This window comes from Inquilinus sp. (genome assembly GCF_057815775.1).
Genome location: NZ_JBYRFX010000568.1, coordinates 1 through 16044, shown reverse-complemented (window position 1 = coordinate 16044; position 16044 = coordinate 1). Strand labels below are relative to the sequence as shown.

The window sequence follows — 16044 nt, the reverse complement described above, 5'->3', positions numbered from 1 at the left end:
CCTCGCCGTCGCAGCTGGGCTACCAACTGGGGCTGGACCAGGCGACGGCCCATTTCCTGGCCCAGGGCGCGACGGAAGCGACGGCCCGGCAGCAGGCCTTCGACTGGATCGGCCAGACGGTCCAGAGCCAGGCTTCTCTGCTGTCCTACATCGATGTGTTCTGGACGCTCGGGGTCGTCGCGGTCGTCATGGTCCCGGTGGCGCTGCTGCTGCGCGGGCAGGCAAGCGGGGCGCACTGATCAGCCCAAAAGCGACGATATCAGTCAGGGCAACGCTGCCAAGCCCGGCACGAATGGTCGCCTTGTCGTCCTGAAATGAAGGACGCGCGTTGGACGAAGCGGATCCCCAGCGTCGACCGCCGGGGATCCGTCGCCGATATCAGGCGATATCGAACCGGTCGAGGTTCATCACCTTGGTCCAGGCCGCCGCGAACTCCTTCACGAGCTGCGCCTGCCCGTCGGCGCTGCCATAGACCTCGGCCAGCGCCCGCAGCTGCGAATGCGACCCGAAGATCAGGTCGACGCGGGTTGCGGTCCACTTGGCCTCGTCCGTCTTCCGGTCCCGGCCCTGGAACACGCCGTGCTGGTCCGCGGACGGATGCCACTTCGTGCCCATGTCGAGCAGGTTGACGAAGAAGTCGTTGGTCAGCACCCCCGGCCGCTTGGTGAAGACGCCATGCGGGGAGTTCCCGGCATTGGCGCCCAGCACGCGCAGGCCGCCGATCAGGGCCGTCAGCTCCGGCGCCGTCAGCGTCAGCAGCTGCGCCCGGTCGGCCAGCAGTTCCTCGGGCGGCAGGCCCTGGGCATTGCCGACATAGTTGCGGAACCCGTCGGCCTTCGGCTCGAGCGGCGCGAAGGACGGGACGTCGGTGTGGTCCTGCGTCGCGTCGGTGCGGCCCGGGGTGAAGGCGACCTGGACATCCTGCCCGCCATCCTTCGCCGCCTTTTCGACCGCAGCGCTGCCGGCGAGGACGATCAGATCGGCCAGCGAGATCTTCTTGCCGCCGGAGGCCGAGGCGTTGAAGTCCTTCTGGATCGCTTCCAGCTTGGACAACACCGTCGCCAGCTGTGCCGGCTGGTTGACCGCCCAGTCCTTTTGCGGCGCCAGGCGGATGCGCGCGCCATTGGCGCCGCCCCGCTTGTCGGAACCGCGGTAGGTCGAGGCCGACGCCCAGGCGGTCGAGACCAGCTCGGGCACAGTGAGGCCGGAGGCGAGGATCTTCGCCTTCAGCGCCGCGATATCGGAGGCATCGACCAGCGGATGGTCGACCGCGGGCACCGGGTCCTGCCAGGCCAGGATCTCCTGCGGCACCAGCGGGCCGAGATACCGGGCGCGCGGGCCCATGTCGCGATGGGTCAGCTTGAACCAGGCGCGGGCGAAGGCGTCGGCAAACTGCTCCGGATGCTCGTAGAAGCGCCGCGAGAACTTCTCATAGGCCGGGTCGAAGCGCAGCGACAGGTCGGTGGTCAGCATCCCCGGCGCGTGCCGCTTCGCCGGGTTGTGCGCGTCCGGCACCTGGTTGGCGCCGGCGCCGTTCTTCGGCGTCCACTGATGGGCACCGGCCGGGCTCTTGGTCAGCTCCCATTCGAATTCGAACAGGTTCTTGAAGAACTCGATGCTCCACTTGGTCGGCGTCGAGGTCCAGGTCACCTCCAGGCCGCTGGTGATCGCATCGCCGGCAAAACCGGCGCCGTGGCTGCTCATCCAGCCCAGGCCCTGGTTGACGATGTCGGAGCCTTCCGGCTCCACGCCGACATGGGTCGCGGGACCGGCGCCATGGGTCTTGCCAAAGCTGTGACCGCCGGCGATCAGGGCAACCGTCTCTTCGTCGTTCATCGCCATGCGGGCGAAGGTCTCGCGGATGTCGCGGGCCGCGGCCACCGGGTCCGGGTTGCCGTTCGGGCCTTCCGGATTGACGTAGATCAGGCCCATCTGCACGGCGCCGAGATGGCCATGCAGCTCGCGGTCGCCGGCGTAGCGCTCATCGCCCAGCCACTTGCCCTCGGGGCCCCAGAAGATGTCCTGGTCGGGTTCCCAGGTGTCGGGCCGGCCGCCGGCGAAGCCGAAGGTCTTGAAGCCCATCGACTCGAGCGCGACGTTGCCGGTCAGGATCAGCAGGTCGGCCCAGGAGAGCTTGCGGCCGTATTTCTGCTTCACCGGCCACAGCAGGCGGCGCGCCTTGTCGAGATTGCCGTTGTCCGGCCAGCTGTTCAGCGGCGCGAAGCGCTGCTGGCCCCGCCCGCCGCCGCCACGGCCGTCGCCGATGCGGTAGGTGCCGGCGCTGTGCCAGGCCATGCGGATGAACAACCCGCCGTAATGGCCGAAATCGGCTGGCCACCACTCCTGCGAGTCGGTCATCACGGCCTTCAGGTCCGCGATCACCGCGTTCAGGTCGAGGGTCTTGAATTCCTTGGCGTAATCGAACGATTCGCCCATCGGGTCGGCGAGGGCTGAGTGCAGGTGGAGCACCGAGAGATTGAGCTGGTCCGGCCACCAATCACGATTGGTGTGCCCGCGGCCACCACCCGTCACCGGGCATTTGCTTTCGCTGGCCATGTTCCCTCCGTTTGCGTTCCGTTGGCGCTAATTTAGAGTCATTCTAGTATGACCTTGCGCCAGCGTTTGCCAAGTGCGAACGGACATCCCGACAGCGGCGCTTTGGCACGCGGAGGTTTCGGCTGGGGCCGCTTCACTCCACCCCGATATCGTCGCGCCAGCACGCCTTCCAATGGCCGGGCGCGACCTCCTGCAACGGCGGTGCCGCCTCGGCACAGCGCGGCTGGGCAAAGCGGCAGCGGGTGCGGAAGACACAGCCGGAGGGCGGGTTGGACGGGCTGGGGATGTCGCCCTGCAACCGCTCCCGCGCCCGCGGCGCATCGGGGTCCGGATCGGGCACCGCGGACAGCAGCGCCCGGGTGTAGGGGTGGCGCGGCATGGCGTAGAGCCGGTCGCTCGGCGCGATCTCCATCACCCGGCCGAGATACAGCACCACCACCCGGTCGCAGATGAATTCGACCACCGCCAAATCGTGCGAAATGAACAGCATGGTCAGGCCCATGCGCCGCTGCAGGTCGCGCAGCAGGTTGACGATCTGGGCCTGGATCGAGACGTCGAGGGCCGAGACCGGCTCGTCCGCCACCAGGAATTCCGGCTCCAGTGCCAAGGCGCGGGCAATGCCGATACGCTGGCGCTGGCCGCCGGAGAACTGGTGGGCGTAGCGGCCGAGCGCGTCGGCCGGCAAATCGACCGCGTCCAGCAGCGCCGCCGCCCGGTCGCGCCGCTGGGCCCGGCTGCCGATGCGCTGGATGGCCAGGCCTTCGGTCAGGATCTGTTCCACCGTCATGCGCGGCGACAGCGAGGCGAAGGGGTCCTGGAAGATCGGCTGCATCCGCCGGCGCCAGGGTTTCAGGGCGCGTTGCGGCAGGGCGGCGATGTCGGTGCCGTCATAGCGGATGCGGCCGGCGCTGGGGTCGACCAGCCGCAGCACGCAGCGGCCCAGCGTGGTCTTGCCGCTGCCGGATTCGCCGACCAGCCCGACCACCTCGCCCCGGCCGATGGCGAAGGACACGTCATGGACCGCGCGCACGCCCGGGGCCCGGCCGAACACCTTGGACAGGCCGTCGATCTGCAGCAGCGGCGCGGTCATAGCACATCCCATCGCAGGCAGCGGGTCAGGCGCCCCGGCACCACTTCGACCGCCGGCGGCAGGGCGGCGCGGCAGGCCGGCTGGACGAAGGCGCAGCGCGGGGCAAAGGCGCAGCCGGCCGGCCGGTCCGCCAGGCTGGGCACGCTGCCGGGAATCGCCCGCAGCGTGCCGCCATCGGCCCGGGCGGCGGTGCCGGCGCCGAGCCGCGGCATCGAGGCCAAGAGGCCGGCGGTGTAGGGGTGCAGCGGCCGGCGGAACACCTCGCGCACCGGCCCCTGTTCCACCACCCGTCCGGCATACATCACGGCGACGTGCTGGGCGATTTCCGCCACCACGCCGAGATTGTGGGTGACGAAGATCATGCCCATGCCGATCTCCGCCTGCAGCAGCCGCATCAGGTCGAGGATCTGCGCCTGCATGGTGACGTCGAGCGCCGTCGTCGGCTCGTCCGCGATCAGCAGGCGCGGCTTGCAGGCCAAGGCCAGGGCGATCATCGCCCGCTGTCGCATGCCGCCCGACAGCTCGTGCGGGTACTGGCCGGCCCGCTTCGCCGGTTCGGCGATGCCGACCGTGGCCAGCATGTCGACCGCCTGCGCCATCGCCGGCCGCCGCCCCAGCCGGCGGTGGATGCGCAGCGGCTCCGCCACCTGGTCGCCAATGGTGTACACCGGATTCAGGCTGGTCATCGGCTCCTGGAACACCATGCCGATCTCGTCGCCGCGCAGCCGGCGCAGCGCCTCGCCGTCCAGCGCCGCCAAGTCAACGACCGCGCCGGCGCGGGTGCGGAACAGCACCTGGCCGCGTTCGATCCGGCCGGTCCGGCCCGGCAGCAGCCCCATGATGGCGAGCGAGGTCACCGACTTGCCCGAGCCCGATTCCCCGACCAGGGCCAGGGTCTCGCCCGCCGCGACCGCGAGCCCGATGCCCTCGACCGGACGCAGCGTGCCGGCGCGCAGGGCGAAGGCTACGGTGACGTCCCGCAGCTCCAGGATCGGGGGTTCGGTCCCGGGCATCGCCATGCTCACCCGAGCAAATCGACCGAGCGGAGGATGTCTGCGACCTTCGCCGTCTCCGCCTCGTTCAGGCTGCGCTGCGGCCGGGCCATCAGGTTGGTGTCGATCACGCCGAGCAGCCGCATCGCCGTCTTGAAGCCGCCGACCCCTGCGGCACCGGTGCTGGTGCGCGGCAGGCCGGGGCGCACGATCTCGAACAGCCGGGCCAGCCGGGCCTGTTCGCGCGACGCAGCCGCCCAATCGCCACGCTTCGCCGCATCCCACAGCCGGACATAGCCGGCCGGGTCGACATTGGCCAGGCCTGGGACGACGCCATGGGCGCCGGCCAGCAGCACGCCGTCCACCGTCAGCTCCGCCCCGGTCATCAGCCCGATCTCCGGCTTGTGCGCCAGGTCGGACAGCAGGTAACGGAAATTGCCCTCGTCGCCGCTGGAATCCTTGACCCCGGCGATCGTCCCCTCCTCCGCCAGCGTCACCAGGCTCTGCCGGTCCAGCTTGGTGTGGACGCAGACCGGGATGTCGTAGGCGATGACCGGCAGGTCGACCCCGTCGCGGACATAGCGGAAATGGTCGACCGTCTCCGGCTGGCTGGTGCGGGTGTAGAACGGCGCCGTCACCACCACCGCGGCGACGCCGATCGCCTGGGCCGTGCGGGCATGGCCGATCACCCGGTCGGTGGTCGGGTCGATCGCCCCGGCCAGCACCGGCAGCCGGCCATCCACCACCCGCATGGCGTGTTCCAGGATGGCGCGGCGCGCGGCCTCGTCGTGGAACACGACCTCACTGGTCGAGCCGAGCATGAACAGCCCGTGCACGCCGCCGGCGATCAGGTGTTCGATCACCCGGGTGAAGGACGGGTAGTCGACCGAGAAATCCGCCTTGAGCGGGATGACGACGGGCGGGACGACACCGGAGAGCTGCATGATCGGTTTCCTGAGGGAGGGCTATTGGTCGGAGCGGGGGTCGAAGGCGTCGCGCAGGCCGTCGCCGACGAAGTTGATCGCCAGCACGGCCAGCACCAGGGCGGCACCGGGCGCCAGCCATTGCCAGGAATAGAGTTCGAGCACGACCGGCGAACGGGCGGCGTTCAGCATGTTGCCCCAGCTGGCGGCCGGCGGCGGCACGCCGAGGCCGAGGAAGGACAGCCCGGCCTCCAGCAGCGTGGCGCTGGCGATCTGCAGCGTGGCGTAGACCACCAGGATGTCGATGGAGTTCGGCAGGGCATGTCGCAGCATGATGTGGCCGATCCCCGCCCCCATGCCGCGCGCGGCGGTGACGAAGTCGCGCTCGCGCAGCTCCAGCAGCCGGGCGCGGACCATGCGGGCCAGGAGCGGCCAGGACAGCAGCGAGATCACCAGGATGGTCGGGCCGATGCCGGGCCCGGTGATCGAGGCCAGCACCAGCAGCAGGATCACCGGCGGCAGGGTCATCGCCAGGTCGACCGCCCGCATCGCCACCGCATCGGCCCAGCGCCCGCCCAGCGCGGCCACCGCCCCGACCAGGAAGCCGAGCACCAGCGAGATCGCCACGGCGGCACCAGCCACGGTCAGCGAGATCCGGCCACCCTCCAGCACCCGCGCCAGCACGTCGCGCCCGACCCCGTCGGTGCCGAGCGGATGGGCGGCGCCGGGCGGCTGGTTCAGCGCCAGCAGGTCGATCGCGTTCGGGTCGCGGCCGAACAGCGGCGGATAGACGAAGACCAGCAGCAGGATGGCGGCGATCAGCGCCAGCCCGGCCAGGGCGGTGCCGTTGGCCCGGAACCGGCCGAGCGCGCGGCCCCAGGGCCGGTCGCGGAAGCGAGGCACGGCGACGGTCATGCCAGCCGGATCCGCGGGTCGATCGCGGCATAGGCGATGTCGGTCAGCAGGTTGGCCAGCAGCACGCAGGCGCCGACCACCAGCGTCGCCCCCATGATGATCGGGTAGTCCCGCGCCTCGACCGCATTGACCAGCAGCAGGCCCATGCCCGGCCAGTTGAACACGCTCTCGATGAAGACGGCGCCACCGACCACCGCGCCGATCGAGGCACCGATCAGCGTGACCACGGGCAGCAGCGCATTGCGCACCGCATGCTTCAGGACCACCCAGATCTCGCGCACCCCCTTGGCCCGGGCGGTGCGGACATAGTCCTGGCCAAGCACTTCGAGCAGCGAGGCGCGCATGTAGCGCATGAACAGCGCGGCATAGCCGATGGCGAAGATCCCGGCCGGCAGCACCAGGTGGCGGGCGATGTCGGCGATATCGGTCGGCAGGCCCGGCGTCGCCATGCCGCCGGACGGCGCCCAGCGCAGCCGGACCGAGAACAGTAACAGCCCGACCAGGGCGGTGAGGAAGGCGGGCGAGGAGATGCCGAGGAAGGCCAGCACCGCCAGGGCGATGTCGGTGGGGCCATTGCGGCGCACCGCCGCCAGGATGCCGGTGCCGACACCGATGACGATGGCCAGCACCAGCCCGGTGCCGACCAGCAGCAGGGTCGGGCCGACCCGTTCGCCGATCAGCTGCAGCACCGGGGCGCGGCGGTTCTGGGTGGAGCGGCCGAGATCGCCCTGCAGCGCCTGGCCGGCCCAGGCCAGGTACTGCACCGGCAGCGGCCGGTCGAGCCCAAGCTGCGCCCGCATCGCCTCGACCTCCGCCCGCGACAGGGCGGCGGACGGGTCGATATAGGCGTCGATCGGGTCGCCCGGCGCCAGCCGCAGCAGGACGAACACCAGGATGCTGAGCGCCACCAGCATGGCCAGCGCGACGCCCAGCCGCTTCAGGACATAGGCCAGCATGGGCGCGCCGCCGGTCTACTTCCCGAACGCCCAGCCCTGGGCGTCGGCGGTGTAGCCGCCGCCGGTCGGGGCCGGCAGCCAGACGAAGTCGGCGACATTGGTGGCGGCCACGCCGTAGCGCTTGCCGACCCACATCGTCGCCCAGGGCAGTTCCTTGTTCATGGTGCGGCAGACATCCTGGAACCGCTGCACCCGCTTGCCTTCATCCGCCTCGGCCAGGGCGGCGTCCAGCGCCCCGGTCACGTCGGGCATGTCGACGCGGGCGATGTTGCCGCCGGCCGGCGGGATCTGCTTGCCGTTCAGCGCGACATTGATGCTGCCCGGGTCCGGCCCGTCCTGGATGCCGGCATAGACCAGCGGGTACTGGCTGGCATCCGGCGCCTTGGCATAGACGATCGAGTTGTAGGTGGCGGTGTCGACCTGCTTCGGCACCACGTTGATGCCGACCTGGGCCAGCATCGCCTGCATCGCCGCCATCACATTGGCCGCCTGCGGGCTGTTGTAATAGGTCAGGAAGGTCAGCGGCTTGGTGCCGTTGATCTGGTCCCAGCCGGCCTCGTCCAGCAGCTGCTTCGCCTTCACCGGGTCATAGGCATAGGGGTCGATGTCGGACGGCACCAGCCGCGGCGCGACATAGCCGCAATTGGCCACGTTGGCGGCGCCGCCATAGAGGCTCTGCACGATCGCGTCGCGGTTGATCGCCAGCATCACCGCCCGCCGCACCCGCTCGTCCTTCCACAGCGCGGTCGAATGGTTGAAGCCGATGTAGTTGAGGACGTAGCTGTCGCCCTCGATCACCCGGAACCCGTCCTGGCCGGCGAAGGTCTTGGCGTCGTCCGGCTCGACATAGCTGGCCTGGATCTCACCGGCCCGCAGCGCCGCGACCGCACCGGCCGTGGTCTTGAAGTAGCGGTTGATGACGCCGGCCAGCTTCGGCGGGCCCTTGCGGTAGTCCGGGTTGGCCTTCAGCTCGACGAACTGGTCGGCGTCGTAGCGCACGAAGGTGAAAGGCCCGGTGCCGACCGGCGCGGTCGACCACCACGCATCCTTGGCCAGGTTCTCGCGGGCGATGCCCTCCAGCGCATGCTTGGGCAGGATCATCAGCTTGGCCAGCACGTCGAGCAGGCTGGCATTCGGCCGCGACAGGGTCAGCACCACGGTCAGGTCGTCGGGCGTCTCGACGCCGGAGACATCGGCCAGGCGCGAGGCGAAGACCGAGGCGGTCTTCGGGTCCTTCGCCGTCTCGACGGTGAATTTGACATCCGCCGCGGTGAAAGGCTGGCCATCCTGCCATTTGACGCCGGGGGCCAGCTTGAAGCTGTACCGCGTCTTGTCCGGGCTGACCTCGAAGCTCTGCGCCAGCGCGCCGGAGATGGTCTCCAGCTTCGCGTCGTACAGCACCAGCGTCTCGAAATACATGTTCAGCCAGGTGAAGCCGGCGGTGGCGATCAGCGGGTTGAAATTGCCCTGCTGCCCCATCGGCCCGACGTCGAAGCCGCCGACCAGAACGTCGCGGTCCTGCTGGGCCGAGGCCGGCGCCGCCGCGAAGGCGGCCAGCGCCAGGACCAAAGCCAGGCCGAGCGCATGCGTCTTGGGTCTCATCATGTCGTCCTCCCCTGTTTGCTTGATTTCAGGCCGGCTCTTTTGCGCCGGCCGACAACACGCGGTTGATGCCGCGGTAATGCGCCTCCAGCCGCTCGCGCGCCTGCACCGGGTCGCGGGCGGCGACGGCGTCGAACAGCGCCTCATGGTCGCGCCAGGTCGCCACCGGGTCCGGATTGTCCAGCGCGAAGAAGCCAGAGGCCTTGTGGAAGGCCTGCCAGAAGATTTCGAGCAGCCGGATCAGCACCCGGTTGCCGAGGCCGCGGAACAGCAGGGCGTGGAACTGCTGGTCCTCCGCGGCGAAGGTCTCGCCCCGCTCCGCCTTCGCCCGCATGGTGTCGAGCACGCTGCGCAAAGCCGCCAGGTCGTCAGCCCCGATCGTGGCGACGCATGTCTCGATCAGCCCGAGTTCGAGGGTGCGGCGGATCTCCAGCACATCCTCGACATCGCGCAGCTCTCGCCCGAGGCCATAGGGCAGGTGGTCCAGGATGGGGTCGAAGGAGAACTCGCGGACGAAGACGCCGATGCCGCGCCGCGTTTCCAGCACACCGACCGATTCCAGCGCCTTGATCGCCTCGCGCACCGAGTTGCGACCGACCCCGAGTTCGCGCGCCAGCAGGCTTTCGGCCGGCAGCGGATCGCCGGCGGCGAGGCCGTTGTCGATGATGAACTGCTTCAGGCTGTCCTGGACCGAGACATGCAGCAGCGGGGCCCGCGCCACCCGCACCAACGCCTTCTGCGCCATGCCGCACCCTCCCCGCCTCGTCGATCCGGCCATGCAGGCCTGTGGGCTCGAGAGGTAGTCGACTTGTAGGATATGTGTCAAGTCGAACAGACAGTCGAGCCGCCGGCGTGGGCGGCCAGGCCGAATGACGGGTTTAAAGTATCAGCGCAGCCCGCCGGCGATGCGGTCGGACAACTCGCCCAGGGCGTCGCTCATGGCCTGGACCTCGGCCGCCGTGCTCTCATCCGCCGGCCGGCGGGTGATGCGGGCGGTCTCGGTCTTCGCCTTGCCTTCCTTGTGCCGCGACCGCCACTGCGCCTCCAGCACGATGGTGCCGTCGGCCTCCGGGTCGAAGCGGCCGAGCGCCAGTTCGACCGTCCGGTCCTCATCGCCCGACAGGGTGCGGCTGGTGGTGACGACCGAGCCGGCCGGCAGGCGCCGGGTCAGGTCGTCGGCCAGCACCCGCTGCACCATGTTGGCCAGCGGTTCGCCCCAGCGGTCGAATTCGGCGACGTCGAGCTCGACCGAGCCGGTGCGGTGGACGATCTGCGGCCGGTCCAGATATTTCGGGATGTCGACCGCGGAGACCGAGGCCGTCACCGGCCGGCCGCCGGCGGCGGTACCGGGCACCGACGCCAGGGTGTAGACCTTGGGCGGCGTCGAGGAGCAGGCGGCCAGCACCAGTGCGGCCAGCAGGCTGGCGGCGAGGGCCCGGCGGGACAGCGGGAAACGGCGCATCAGTTCAGATCTCCGGTCTTGCCCCGGATCAGCGCCTCGGGGTGCTGTTCGAGGTAGTCGGTGAGGACGCGGATCGAGCGCAGCGTGTCCTCGACCTGCCCCATCAGCCGGGGCAGGTCGCGCTTGAAGCCGGAATCCGCACCGTAGCCCTGGTCGCCGAGCGTGCCGCTGACCCGCCGCACCGCCTGCTGCGCCGTGGCCAGCAGCGGCGGCAGCTGCTGCAGCGCCGGGCCGAGATTGCTGTTGGCCTGGTTCAGCAGTTGCTCGGCCGAGGACAGCGCCCCGGCCAGCGAGCGCAGCGAATCCGTGAGCTCCGGCGCGCCCGCCAGGGACTGGATCGATTTCAGCGTGGCGTTGGTCTGGTCGACAAGCTGGTCGATTGGCAGCGCCGAGACCTTGTCGAGGATGCCGTTGACCGAGCGCAGGACGCTGTCGAACTGGCCCGTGATGGTCGGCAGGATCGGATAGCGGTCGCCCTCGCCGATCGTCTGCGGGTAGGTGTCGGGGAAGATGTCCAGCGTCACCACCATCTGGCCGGTCAGCAGGTTGCCGTTCTTCAGCTGCGCCCGCAGGCCGCGGGCCACCAGGGCCTTCACCGCATCGGTGTATTCCTTGGTGCCCAGGCCGGGCTTGGCGCCGATCAGCTCGATGCGCTGCGGTTCCAGCTCGATCACCACCGGGATCCGCATCCGGTTCTGCGCCGCATCGTATTGCAGCCGGATCTCGGACACCCGACCGACCTTGATGCCGCGCCACTCGACATTGGCCTCAGGCTCCAGCCCGCCGACCGAGCCATCGAAATACAGCAGGTAGGGCAGCCGGACGGTGTATTCGGCCTCCTCGACGCTGGCCTGGTCCTTGTACAGGGTGAAGGTGGTTCCGGCCTTGGCCTGGTCGCCGGCACGGGGGGCGTCGGGCGTGTCGAAGGCGATGCCCCCAGCCAGCACCGCCGTCAGCGATTCCAGCTGGATCTTCAGCCCCTGCGCCCCGGCGCCGATCGAGATGCCGGAGGCGTTCCAGAAATTCGTCTTGGCATGGACCTGGCTGTCGAACGGCGCGCGGACGAAGGCGTGGATGGTGACGCCATCGGCGAGGTTGTCGGCATCGAAGCCCATGACCTGGCCGACCTGGACGTCGCGATAGAAGATCGGCGAGCCGGGGCCGACCGAGCCGATGCGGTCGGCCTTAAGCAGGAATTCGGTGCCCGGCACGTCGGCCCGCACCACCGGCGGATCCTCCAGCCCGGTGAAAGTCCGGCGGCTGTCGCCCTTGCCGGGGTCGAGCTCGATATAGGAGCCGGAGACGATGGTGGAGAAGCCGGTCAGCCCGCCGCTGGCGGACAGCCGCGGCCGCACCACCCAGAACCTTGTGTCCTGGTTCAGGTGCGGCGCCGCGGCCTGGGTCATCTCGGCGGTGACCTCGACATGGCTCAGATCGTCCGACAGGGCGATGGTCTTGACCGTGCCGAACACCACCTCCTTGTGCTTGATCAGGGTCTTGCCGGCTTCCAGCCCGTCCGCCGACTGGAAGCTGATGGTGATGGTCGGCCCCTGGCTGGCGAAGGTGGTCCAGCCGAGATAGCCGGCGATCAGCAGCGCCACGATCGGGATCAGCCAGATCGCGGACAGCCGGCGCTTGCGGTCGATACGCGGGGCAGCAGGGGAGCCATCATGGCCGGGCCCGGTCTCAGTCATGGTCGGCACCGTTCTCTCCCGCCGCGTCCCACATCAGGCGCGGATCGAAACTCATGGCCGCGATCATGGTGATGATCACCACGCCGGCGAAGGACACCGCGCCGATACCGGGCTCGATCGTCGCGATCTGCCCCAGCTGTACCAGCGCGACCAGGATCGAGATCATGAAGATATCGATCATCGACCAGCGGCCCACCGCCTCGACGATGCGGTACAGCACCGTGCGGTCCTGCAGCCGCCGCCGGGTGCCGCGCCGGGTCGACACCAGGAGGATGATCAGCCCGACCAGCTTCAGCACCGGCACGGTGATCGAGGCGAAGAACACCAGCAGCGCCAGCGGCCACATGCCGGACGTCGCCAGCTCGACCACCCCGCTCATGATCGTGTCCGGCTCACCGCTGCCGAGCGAGATCACCGTCATCACGGGCAGGATGTTGGCGGGGATGTAGAGGATGATCGCGGTGATGACCAGCGCCCAGGTCCGGGTCAGGCTGTCCGGCTTGCGGCGATGCAGCGCCGCGCCGCAACGCGGGCAGTCGGCATGGGCGCCGGGCGCCACGTTCGAGACCTGGCCGCAGGCGTGGCACAGCCGCGTCGGCCGGTCCGGATCGGTCACCGGCGGCGTCGGCACCAGCCCGCGCCGTTCGAACACCCGCCACACCGTCTGGTTGTCGAGCGACGTGCCGGCGGCGATGATCGCCAGCATCAGCGCCCCGACCGAATAGAGGCCGGGGCCGATGTCGACCGTGGCGAGGTCGATCAGCTTCACATAGGCGACGAAGACGCCCAGCAGGTAGACCTCCATCATCGCCCAGGGGCCGAGCAGTTCGGCCCAGCGATAGAGGCGCGGCAGCCAGCGCGGCGGCCGCTTCAGGCGCAGGCCGCCCAGCACCAGGAACAGCGTGCCCAGCCGCAGCCCGGGGGCCAGGAACATGGTCAGCGCCACCACGGCCGCCAGCTCCCACAACCCCTGCTGGTACAGGGTGACGACGCCGGTGACCAGGCTGGCCGCCTGGATCCGCCCCGAGATCTCCAGCGAGATGAAGGGCAGCAGATTCGCCATCAGGAAGAATACCAGCCCGGCGCAGGTGTAGGCGAAGGCGTGGTCGAGCGAGGTGGCGCGGAATTTGTGCAGGGTGGCGCCGCAGCGGCTGCAGCGCGCGGCGGTGCCGTCCGGCAGCACCGGCACGTCGTGCCGCAGCCCGCATTCATGGCATTCCATCAGGCGGCTCGGCCCCCGATCGGCCAGCCTTTCCTGAACTGGCCCGTCCTGCGCTGGCCTTGTCCCCGGGGCCGCGACATCGCTCAAAAGGTCACCTCGATCTGCCGTGCCGGCGCTGCCTTCCCCCGAAAGGGAAAGGCAGCGCGACTTTATGGGCTAAGGGCCGGCCGGCAAAACATTAGATGATCGATTCATAAGACGATTTCTGCGGCGAGGACCGGCCTCAGCGCATGCCGGCCTGGTTCTTGAGCCCGAGCACCTCGATCCGCTCGATTTTCGGCGGGGTGGCGAAGAGCTCGTCGGCCTTGGCCATCAGCGCCTGGGCGATCGGCCCCTCCAGATGCGCCTGCCGGCCGGCCTCGGTCTCGAAGGCGTCGAACACGCCGAAGCTGCTCTCCGAAAATCTCAAGGCAAACCAGATCGGCGTGCCGGCCTCCTGATTGGCGAGAGCCAGGCCGGCCTCGAGGAAGTCCGCGACGGCCCGTTCCTGTCCGGGTTTGGCCTCCAGGCGAACAAAGAGCGCGAGCTTGATCATGATGGTCTCCGATCTCGGTGATATCAGCCGGTGTGGCGAACGGCCGGACTTTACCGAGGGGGCTTCGGTCGGCATATTGGCGCGATTGACATCTTTGATACCGATCAAGCCATGAGAATAGCGATCCTCGCCCTCGAAGGCGTCTTCGACACCGGCCTCTCGACCGTCCTGGACACGCTGACCACGGCCAATGAGCTGGCCGATCTGGCCGGCAGTCCCGGCCCGAGATTCCAGATCTCCCTCGTCGGCGTTCGCCAAGCGGTCCTCAGCGCCCAAGGGATGGGCGTGCCGGTGATGGCCGTGGCCGACAGCCCGGCGCCCGACTGTGTGATCGTGCCGGCGATCGGCACCAAGATGCCGGGACCGCTGGAGCAGGCGCTGGCCCGCGACGATGTCGCCGAGGCCGCCGGCGCCCTGCGCCACTGGGCCGCGACGGGCGCGCGGATCGCCGCGGCCTGCGTCGGCACCTTCGTCCTGGCGGAGAGCGGCCTGCTCGACCGGCATGAGGCAACCACGACCTGGTGGCTGGCACCGCTGTTCCGGCAGCGCTACCCGACCGTGCGCCTGGACTCCCGCCGCATGATCGTGAGCTCCGGTCCGCTCGTCACCGCCGGGGCGGCGCTCGGCCATATCGACCTCGCCCTGTGGCTGATCCGGCAGACCAACCCGGAGCTGGCCGGCCTGGTTGCCCGCTATCTCGTCGTCGATCCCCGGCCGTCGCAGTCGGCCTATGCGATTTCGGACCACCTGGCCCATTCCGACCCGCTGGTCGAGCGCTTCGACCGCTGGGCGCGGGAGCGGATCGGCCGGGCGTTCCGGCTGGACGAGGTGGCGCGGGACCTGTCCACCAGCAAGCGGACCCTGGCCCGGCGCGTCCAGGGCGTCCTGGGCAAGACCCCGATCGCACATGTCCAGGACCTCCGCATCGAACGGGCGGTGCATCTGCTGAAGACCAGTGGCACCAGCGTCGCCGAGATCGCCCAGACGGTGGGCTATGCCGACGCCGTCACGCTGCGCACCCTGCTGCGCCGCCGCCTGGGCAAGGGCATCCGCGAGATCCGGGGCGCCTGAGATCCGAGGTCAGGCGGCTTCAGCCGCCTCGCGACGCCTGGATGGGGTGAACAGGCCCCGGCCGATCGCCCGCGCCTTGTCCAGATGGACCGCCTGATCCGGCACGTCAGGGACGAGCAGAAGCTCCGATGTCATCACGCGCGCGCCGCAGTAATCGAAGATGCCGTGGTCGATCTGGGTCTTCATCGCGCCGAAATAGCCGTGCCGCGCATAGGTGCGCTGGTCGGCCCCACCCAGCGCCACCAAGTGGACCCGGAGGCGGTGCAGCCGCTTCGCCACGCCGGTCTCGGGGGTGTCGTCATAGGCCCAGCCATTGGCGAAGACGCGGTCGATCCAGCCCTTGAGCAACCCGGGCATCGACCACCAGTAGACCGGATAGACCAGCACCAGGGCATCGGCGCGATCGACCCGCGCCTGCTCGGCCGTGACATCGGCGGGGGCCGGCGCCTCCCGGCGAAGGGTGGCGAGATCGGCCGCGGTGTAGCGCGGATCGAACCCCTCCGCCGCGAGGTCCGCGACCTCGGATGTCTGGCCGGACAGGCCCACACCCGCGGCGACATGCGCGGCAACGGCATGGCTGAGCGACTTCGGGTCGGGATGCGCGACAACGATGAGCGCATGCATGGAGGACACTCCTGCTCGCGGATTGCGGACGACCGATGGGTCTTATATACTTTTAGTAAGTTACTTTTGGTACATAAGCATGTCAAGCATCGAACCGGGGGACCAGGCCCCGCTGCCGCGCCGCCGCCTGTCGCGCGATGACCGGCATCGCCAGCTGCTGGACGTCGCCTGGCGGCTGGTGCGGGAGGAGGGCACGGACGCCCTGACCCTCGGGCGCCTGGCCGAGCGATCGGGTGTGACCAAGCCCGTGGTCTACGACCATTTCGGCACGCGGGCCGGGCTGCTGCTGGCGCTCTACCGGGAGTTCGACGCCCGCGAGAACGCGCTGATCGACACAGCACTCGCCGCGAGCGCGCCGAGCCTGGCCGCCCGGGCGACGGTGATCGCGTCCTGCTATGTCGA

The 16044-nt window shown here is 69.6% G+C and carries 16 protein-coding genes; 3 read left to right on the top strand and 13 right to left on the bottom strand.

The window, feature by feature from the left end:
- On the top strand, positions 1–239 hold a 239-nt coding region (locus AC3XYG_RS19850; RefSeq protein WP_489141589.1), incomplete at its 5' end, for a hypothetical protein.
- A gap of 139 nt (positions 240–378) precedes the next feature.
- Here the strand turns inward: AC3XYG_RS19850 and katG are convergent.
- The 12 genes from katG to AC3XYG_RS19790 form a co-directional block, all read right to left on the bottom strand.
- A complete protein-coding gene (gene katG, locus AC3XYG_RS19845; protein WP_489141588.1) occupies positions 379–2556 on the bottom strand; it encodes a catalase/peroxidase HPI in 2178 nt (725 codons plus the stop codon).
- A 133-nt stretch (positions 2557–2689) separates the two neighbouring features.
- Positions 2690–3646 (bottom strand): ABC transporter ATP-binding protein, encoded by a 957-nt coding sequence (locus tag AC3XYG_RS19840; protein ID WP_489141587.1) that lies wholly within the window; start codon positions 3644–3646, stop codon positions 2690–2692.
- Positions 3643–4659: an ABC transporter ATP-binding protein gene (locus AC3XYG_RS19835; RefSeq protein ID WP_489141586.1), complete on the bottom strand. Its 1017-nt coding sequence runs from the start codon at positions 4657–4659 to the stop codon at positions 3643–3645. Before AC3XYG_RS19835 ends, AC3XYG_RS19840 begins: the two co-directional genes overlap by 4 nt.
- Before the next feature lie 8 nt (positions 4660–4667).
- The gene (locus tag AC3XYG_RS19830) at positions 4668–5582 is read right to left on the bottom strand and encodes a dihydrodipicolinate synthase family protein (RefSeq protein ID WP_489141585.1); all 915 of its coding nucleotides are present in this window, start codon (positions 5580–5582) and stop codon (positions 4668–4670) included.
- Between the two features lie 21 nt (positions 5583–5603).
- Complete coding sequence (locus tag AC3XYG_RS19825; RefSeq protein WP_489141584.1) at positions 5604–6476, bottom strand: ABC transporter permease; 873 nt, start codon at positions 6474–6476, stop codon at positions 5604–5606.
- Positions 6473–7432, bottom strand: a complete 960-nt coding sequence (locus tag AC3XYG_RS19820) for an ABC transporter permease (protein ID WP_489141583.1) — start codon at positions 7430–7432, stop codon at positions 6473–6475. Before AC3XYG_RS19820 ends, AC3XYG_RS19825 begins: the two co-directional genes overlap by 4 nt.
- Positions 7433–7447: 15 nt before the next feature.
- Positions 7448–9037: an ABC transporter substrate-binding protein gene (locus AC3XYG_RS19815; protein ID WP_489141582.1), complete on the bottom strand. Its 1590-nt coding sequence runs from the start codon at positions 9035–9037 to the stop codon at positions 7448–7450.
- Between the two features lie 25 nt (positions 9038–9062).
- Complete coding sequence (locus AC3XYG_RS19810) at positions 9063–9779, bottom strand: FadR/GntR family transcriptional regulator (protein WP_489141581.1); 717 nt, start codon at positions 9777–9779, stop codon at positions 9063–9065.
- A 141-nt stretch (positions 9780–9920) separates the two neighbouring features.
- Positions 9921–10496 carry a PqiC family protein gene (locus AC3XYG_RS19805; protein WP_489141580.1) on the bottom strand — a complete coding sequence of 192 codons (576 nt, stop codon included), beginning with the start codon at positions 10494–10496 and terminating at the stop codon, positions 9921–9923.
- The gene (locus AC3XYG_RS19800) at positions 10496–12190 is read right to left on the bottom strand and encodes a PqiB family protein (protein ID WP_489141590.1); all 1695 of its coding nucleotides are present in this window, start codon (positions 12188–12190) and stop codon (positions 10496–10498) included. Before AC3XYG_RS19800 ends, AC3XYG_RS19805 begins: the two co-directional genes overlap by 1 nt.
- Positions 12183–13412: a paraquat-inducible protein A gene (locus AC3XYG_RS19795; protein WP_489141579.1), complete on the bottom strand. Its 1230-nt coding sequence runs from the start codon at positions 13410–13412 to the stop codon at positions 12183–12185. Before AC3XYG_RS19795 ends, AC3XYG_RS19800 begins: the two co-directional genes overlap by 8 nt.
- Before the next feature lie 223 nt (positions 13413–13635).
- Positions 13636–13947 carry a putative quinol monooxygenase gene (locus AC3XYG_RS19790; RefSeq protein ID WP_489141578.1) on the bottom strand — a complete coding sequence of 104 codons (312 nt, stop codon included), beginning with the start codon at positions 13945–13947 and terminating at the stop codon, positions 13636–13638.
- A gap of 111 nt (positions 13948–14058) precedes the next feature.
- Here AC3XYG_RS19790 and AC3XYG_RS19785 point away from each other — a divergent pair, with 111 nt between their 5' ends.
- On the top strand, positions 14059–15018 hold the full coding sequence (locus AC3XYG_RS19785; RefSeq protein WP_489141577.1) for a GlxA family transcriptional regulator: 960 nt from the start codon (positions 14059–14061) through the stop codon (positions 15016–15018).
- A gap of 9 nt (positions 15019–15027) precedes the next feature.
- Here AC3XYG_RS19785 and AC3XYG_RS19780 read toward each other — a convergent pair whose 3' ends face one another.
- Positions 15028–15642, bottom strand: a complete 615-nt coding sequence (locus AC3XYG_RS19780) for an NAD(P)H-dependent oxidoreductase (protein WP_489141576.1) — start codon at positions 15640–15642, stop codon at positions 15028–15030.
- Positions 15643–15721: 79 nt separating this feature from the next.
- On the opposite strand from AC3XYG_RS19780, the gene AC3XYG_RS19775 reads away from it, so the two are divergent.
- Positions 15722–16044, top strand: a 323-nt coding sequence (locus AC3XYG_RS19775; protein ID WP_489141575.1) for a TetR/AcrR family transcriptional regulator, incomplete at its 3' end; no start/stop codon positions are given.